At 32.3% G+C, this 6000-nt stretch carries 4 protein-coding genes; all 4 read left to right on the forward strand.

What is annotated here, in order from left to right; genetic code table 11:
• The first annotated feature begins 741 nt into the window (after positions 1–741).
• The 4 genes from NW212_RS13620 to NW212_RS13635 are packed head-to-tail and all read left to right on the forward strand — an operon-like array spanning position 742 to position 5766.
• Positions 742–2751 carry an AAA family ATPase gene (locus NW212_RS13620; protein WP_117747741.1) on the forward strand — a complete coding sequence of 670 codons (2010 nt, stop codon included), beginning with the start codon at positions 742–744 and terminating at the stop codon, positions 2749–2751.
• Positions 2751–3341, forward strand: coding sequence for a hypothetical protein (locus NW212_RS13625; protein WP_117747742.1), 591 nt, complete (start codon positions 2751–2753; stop codon positions 3339–3341). Before NW212_RS13620 ends, NW212_RS13625 begins: the two co-directional genes overlap by 1 nt.
• A gap of 6 nt (positions 3342–3347) precedes the next feature.
• Positions 3348–4463, forward strand: coding sequence for a hypothetical protein (locus tag NW212_RS13630; RefSeq protein ID WP_258339182.1), 1116 nt, complete (start codon positions 3348–3350; stop codon positions 4461–4463).
• Between the two features lie 10 nt (positions 4464–4473).
• The gene (locus NW212_RS13635) at positions 4474–5766 is read left to right on the forward strand and encodes a DNA modification methylase (RefSeq protein WP_117747744.1); all 1293 of its coding nucleotides are present in this window, start codon (positions 4474–4476) and stop codon (positions 5764–5766) included.
• The last annotated feature ends 234 nt before the right edge of the window (positions 5767–6000 follow it).

A 6000-nucleotide genomic window follows, 5' to 3' on the forward strand; every position in this document is an offset into this window, starting at 1 on the left:
AAGTGGTGCCACCAGGAATCGTAATCTAACGATAAGTGGCTGAATATCTTTGATGTATATCTTAGCTAAAGACGTAATCTCCCGCTATTGCTCCACCGGATTCTTGCAATATTTTGCAGTGTCTTGCGGAGTCGATTTCCTATCACTCTACAAAGGTAACGCTTTATCTTGAAATACAAACAGATGCCTTGTGTTTTTGCTCCACCTCAGTGTGGGATTCATATTTCTCCCAAAATTAAGGTCTATAACATTGGCTTTTTCTGTTTAATCCATAAACACAACATGAATGTGTTTTTGAATCTAAATTGTCATATATTTACCATCCTAATTTTGAGTTATGATATGCTGATGGAGTGTGTTAGTAGATTTATATTACTATCACTCTAATTTACACACTAAAGACCAAAACCAAACAGGACATGATATTCTAATATTGAGAGTAAAATTGGCGGAAAATTTACTGTTTATAGATATTTCAAGAAGAAAATTCTCACTATCTGAAGTAAGGTATATTAAGGTATATGCTGTATGTTGATATATGAATGTTAGAATAATATTCAACAGAGAGTTTAACCTGAAAGCTATAGCTATATTTTTAAATAATAGCAAATATGACATCAAATATTGGATAATTTATTTTATCTTTGTTATTAAATTGGGCGTGTTATATATTTGCGCCCTAACCTTATTGTGTAATGTATTGATATACATAGTATTAACAATTGAGTAAATAACTGAATAATGAGTAGGCAAATATATCTACCTGAATTGCTAAGTATAAACATCAAGAATTATACTTTATATCCAAATGGTCTGGACTATACCTTTGATTTTGTTAAAGGTGTCAATCTAGTACTAGGTGGTAATGGTATGGGAAAAACCACTTTTGTTAATATTATTCGATTTGCTATTCTCGGACTATATAAAAAGCCTTTTGGATATACTCGTACTTACCAAGGGAATATTATAGAAAAGCGTCAATTGTTTCCACAAAAATATTTTAGCAATCGTATGGATGACAGCATTCCAACAGATGCGTCTCCTACAGTATCGATTAGCATGAAGTTAAATAATGTGACAGTTGAATTGACAAGGGACTTATCTTCTATAACCTTGACCCAGCTTAAGGTAGATGGTGCAGAACTACCCGGTACCTTAATAAATCAATTTAGCTACGAAAAATTATCAGATACGGCAAAAATTAATACGTTACCTTATAAATATGAAAGAATCATTAAGGATAACACAAATCTAGAATTTGATGATCTGATATTTTTTGTAAACGAAGTACTCTTTTTTGGAGAAGATCACAAAACCATCCTTTGGAATGATGGTGATGTTTTCCCGGATGTACAAAGCGAACTATTCAACAAATATTTTAACGATCCAGATCTTGATAAGAAACGACAAGAAGCTATCAGAAAAGCAAAGTATTTTGATAGTTTGTCTCGACATAGCTCAGAAGACATGAGAGCCATCAATAAGGTTTTGAGCAAAATGAAGGATACGTCTATATCCACTGCCCACTCAACAGCCAACCAAGGAAATCCAGCTCTCGCTCTTATTAATTTGAAGGGACGGCTTGAGGAAATGGATGCTAGATTGGCATCTGTACAAAAAGAACGTGCTTCTAAGAGTCAAGACATATCGCTATTGCAGAATGAAATAAATAAAATCAGTTTATCTGCAAATGACATTGATAAACAATTAAAGCAAATTGAGGAGCAACTAAATAACCGTATATGGGAGACGCTGCACCCCTCATATCATGTTTTCATAAAGAATATTCAGTTGAATCACATTTGCCCGATGTGTAATCAGCCGAATGATGAATTGGTTGAGAAAGTAACAAATAATTCAAATAGTTGTTTTGCTTGTAATTCTCCAATTAATGAAAATACAGAAGATGACACTATATTAAGAAACCGTTTTAATGAAATAAATATACAGAGGAAAACATTATATCAGTCTATAAATAGCAAAAAGAAAACAATACAAAATATTGAACAACAAATAATTAGTTTAGATTCGGAATTCACAAAGATTGAATTGGAAAGAAGAATAATTCAGCAGAAAGTCAGAGAACTAGAGTATGAGAATGCAATGTCTGATAATAGTCAAAATTCTATTCAACCTTTTCTTGATGAAGTAAATCGTCTGACACAGCAAAAAGAGGCATATCAAAAACAACGAGACGAGCAGTATAATATAGTGAAATCCATTTCAAATGAGATAGAAGATGTCATAACAGCTAATGTTCATAAATTTTCCTCTATTTTTGCCCAATACGCAGGAAAATTCTTAGGTGTGCCTTGTGAATTAACATACATCAAGCAGGCTGGAGATGTGAATAAACGGTTTTATCCAGTTATTGATGGGAAAGTACGGTTTTACGAAGAAGAAATGTCGGAGTCTCAAAGATTCTTTGTAGATCATTCCTTCAGAATGAGTATTCTTACATTCTTCTATAAAACTCCATCTTTTTATATAGTAGAAACTCCGGATAGCAGTTTGGATATATCTTACGAGAGGAATGCAGCAAGTGTTTTTGCAGAATTTCTAACGAAGCCCAACTCATTGATCATAACATCAAATCTGAACAATAGTTTGTTTATTGAACATTTATTAGATCAGAAAGATATTAATCTTGGCATTGTAGGTTTATTAGATATTGCAAAAAAATCTACTATACAAAACACAAGTGAGCAATTAAAAACAATTTATCATCATATAAAAAACAGATTGGAATAATGTTAGAGAAGAATTTGATAAGAGCGAATGAAGATATTGTAACCGTTTCTGCTATTGCTAAAAGTATGGGGTGGGGAGCTGTTTCAGAACAATCTTTTCAAAGAGTATTGTATTTAGTGCAAGTCCTCTATTCTTTCAAGCATGAAGGAATAGAGAATATATTCTCATATTACCATTTTACTGTAACAACTTTTGGACCATATTCAGATTTGATAGAACGAAGTTTAGTCTATTTGAAGAGTTCTTTAATATTATGTGAAGATGAAGGTGGTTTGATTTTAAGTTCTAAAAAGGAGATTCCTATGAGTCAAGAAAAAGTTGAATGGCTTAGAACTGTTATGTATATGTTAGGCAAATATGGTGAAAAACGATTATTTGGCTTTATTGTTAATGATCCATCTTATGAGAATGCTTTGCAAACCAACAATGTTGACGGTATAGATACATCATCACCTGATAGCGAAACGCTTAAAGTTCTCAAAGATTTCAAAGTCGCTTTTGAGCAAACCCTTGACGATACATCAGCCATTAGCGATGAGAAATACATAGAGCTATATTTTGAATATATATTTAGCGAAATCATAAAGTAGCAGGTTATGAAAACAAAATTCAGCCAAAATGCAAACTTCAAGGATTTGCTAAAACGTAATCAGAATGCCATAGTGGATGCGGCATTGAATGGATTAGAAGCTACTGATAACTTTAAACTTATGCAGTCGCTTATAAAAGCTATGTGCGATAAACACCCAGACAATAGCTTTAAGTATATTGTCATATCAGAAGAAGACTTATTGAATCTTACCACTAATGCAGACAGTGCTATTGAACAATTGTTTACAGATCAATTATTTATTCAAAATCGCCATATAGTCATTGATTCTAATTTTAACATTCAAGAAGTCAATAATGACTTGAATAAAGATAATAACGAAACAAGACGCATCTTCACACAAATGTCAATGGATGGAGTAGTTGTGTTTATGGTGTCCCCAGAAGGCATTATCAATTATTTTGTTAATGGTCGTGATGGTGGTGATTCTATTTTCTACGAAAGTTCAGCTTTGCATTCATTCAATAACAAAAAACCTATTTCAGAATTGCCGAGAGTACTTGAGGATTATAGAAAACACTTAAAACTTAGAGATACATATTCCAAGTTCTTTGTTGAAAAAAGTCATTTAAAATCTCTGAGAGCTGATTTAGGTTCGGAACTTAGTGATGAACAATTTGTCAAAGCTAATAAGCAATTACTTAGAAACACTCCAGAAGATTGTTTCAGAGATGACTTACGTATGTTCTTAAAGGAAAAATTAAAAGTATTTTTCGTGCAGAAAGAGGTTATGTTGGAAAGTTTGAAGAGACTAGATATTGCCATGATTGACGAGGATGGTGAGGGATTGTATTTTATAGAAATCAAGTGGGTTGGCACTAGTATTCATAAATTAGGAAAGAGAATAGGAACCACATATAGCGCTAAGCCACGTATTGTTCCTGAGGCATTCATACAATCAGCAGCTTACATAACAGAATTGTTGGCTGAAGAAAAAGATTTCAAGTTGGGATATTTGGCTGTATTTGACGCAAGAGAAGAAGAACTTCCGGATACAGGAACAGACATGACAATCGACCAAATACCAGAAAAAGATAGAGCGTCTTATTATAGACATATTAAATTAGCTGATTTTAGAGTAATAAACGAACACCCTAACTAATATAACAACTATGTACAAAGACTATAAATTCATAGATTGCACAGAGAAATACCATTCAGTTATGCAATTTGACAAAAACAAGAACGTTTTTGTACATCGTTGGTACCCTTTTGTAGAAGGATATTCCAAGAAGTTCATTGAAGACATTCTAAGAGAATTACCATTCGTACCATCTTGTGCCTTAGAGCCGTTTTGTGGTAGCGGAACAACTCCTGTAGAGTTACAGAATCATGGTATAAAGTGTTATTCATTTGAGGTTAGCCCTTTCATGCATCTTCTATCAACAGTTAAATTAAGCAGAAAATATAATATAGATAGTTTTGAGTATTATGTTAAGGCAATAACTAAAAAATTATCTCATACAAATCGGAATATACGTAAGCTAGAGTCATTGCCTTTTGGTGATACTGTTGTAAAAAGAAATCAGAATAAGAAGTGGAACTTTCATGATGCATCTATAGATGGTATTCTTGATATAAGACATGCCATTAGAACACTTGTTGACAATGATGATTATAAAGATTTATTTACTATCGCGTTAGCGTCAATCATTCTTCAAGCAAGCAATATGTTTCGTAATGGTAAGTGCTTGTCCTACAAAAAGGGATGGGAAACTAGAATTTTTAGCAGAAAAGATATTCATAATTTCTTTTTGGATAAATTAAATTCAATATTTGCAGAAGATATTAGAATCATCTCTAAAGAGAATCCGTCTGTACACAATTCAGAAATCTGCTATTTAGGCGATGTTAGAAAATGTATACAAAAAGTGCCTGATGGAGAAATAGATCTAATTATAACATCACCTCCATATCTTAACTCTAGAGATTATACTGATATTTATATGCTAGAATTAAAGGTTCTTGGACTAATCAATTCTCACGAAGAACTTCGTGTATTGCGTAAAAATACATTACGTTCTCATGTGCAAGTATCTTATGAGAATATTATTCCGATAGAGAATGAACGGCTAAAAAAGAGTCTATATGAGATGTCCAAAAATGAACAAAAAGTCTGGAATTCAGATATCATAAATATGATATGTGGATATTTTGAAGATATGCAATTCTTGTTTTCTGAATTTGCTAAAAAGATGCGGAAAGGTGGAATTATTTATTTTAATGTGGCAAATTCTGCATATTATGGTGTCGAAGTGCCTGTGGATTACATTATTGCAGATATTGCAGAATCTTGTGGCTTTAAAGTTAGAGAGATTCGTAAAGCCAGAGATTTAAAGACCAGTCCTCAACAAAGTGCAAAGATTGGTAAACTTCGAGAAAGTGTTATTGTAATTGATTATTAGCAAAATATTATAAATCAGAATATTAATAGTGACATTTGGGAGGCGATTTATCGATTGTTATAGCCGAAAAATCGTTATGGAGATGAATAAAGATTTATATTTATTAATTAACTAACAGGAAGTACGTACAAGTTGACATAATCTTAAATATAAGTGTGATAATTACTAGCTAAATTATAAGTTACATTGTCTAAAATTTTGTGTAAATGGAAACAGAATTCAGCTGTAAGTCTA

The organism is Bacteroides sp. ET225 (assembly GCF_024733745.1).
GTDB classification, from domain to species: Bacteria; Bacteroidota; Bacteroidia; order Bacteroidales; family Bacteroidaceae; genus Phocaeicola; species Phocaeicola excrementipullorum.

Bases quoted from the DNA above. Each gene is read 5' to 3' on its own strand.
- NW212_RS13635 (WP_117747744.1), top strand. From the start codon at position 4,474: ATGTACAAAGACTATAAATTCATAGATTGCACAGAGAAATACCATTCA.
- NW212_RS13620 (WP_117747741.1), top strand. From the start codon at position 742: ATGAGTAGGCAAATATATCTACCTGAATTGCTAAGTATAAACATCAAG.
- NW212_RS13630 (WP_258339182.1), top strand. From the start codon at position 3,348: ATGAAAACAAAATTCAGCCAAAATGCAAACTTCAAGGATTTGCTAAAA.
- NW212_RS13625 (WP_117747742.1), top strand. From the start codon at position 2,751: ATGTTAGAGAAGAATTTGATAAGAGCGAATGAAGATATTGTAACCGTT.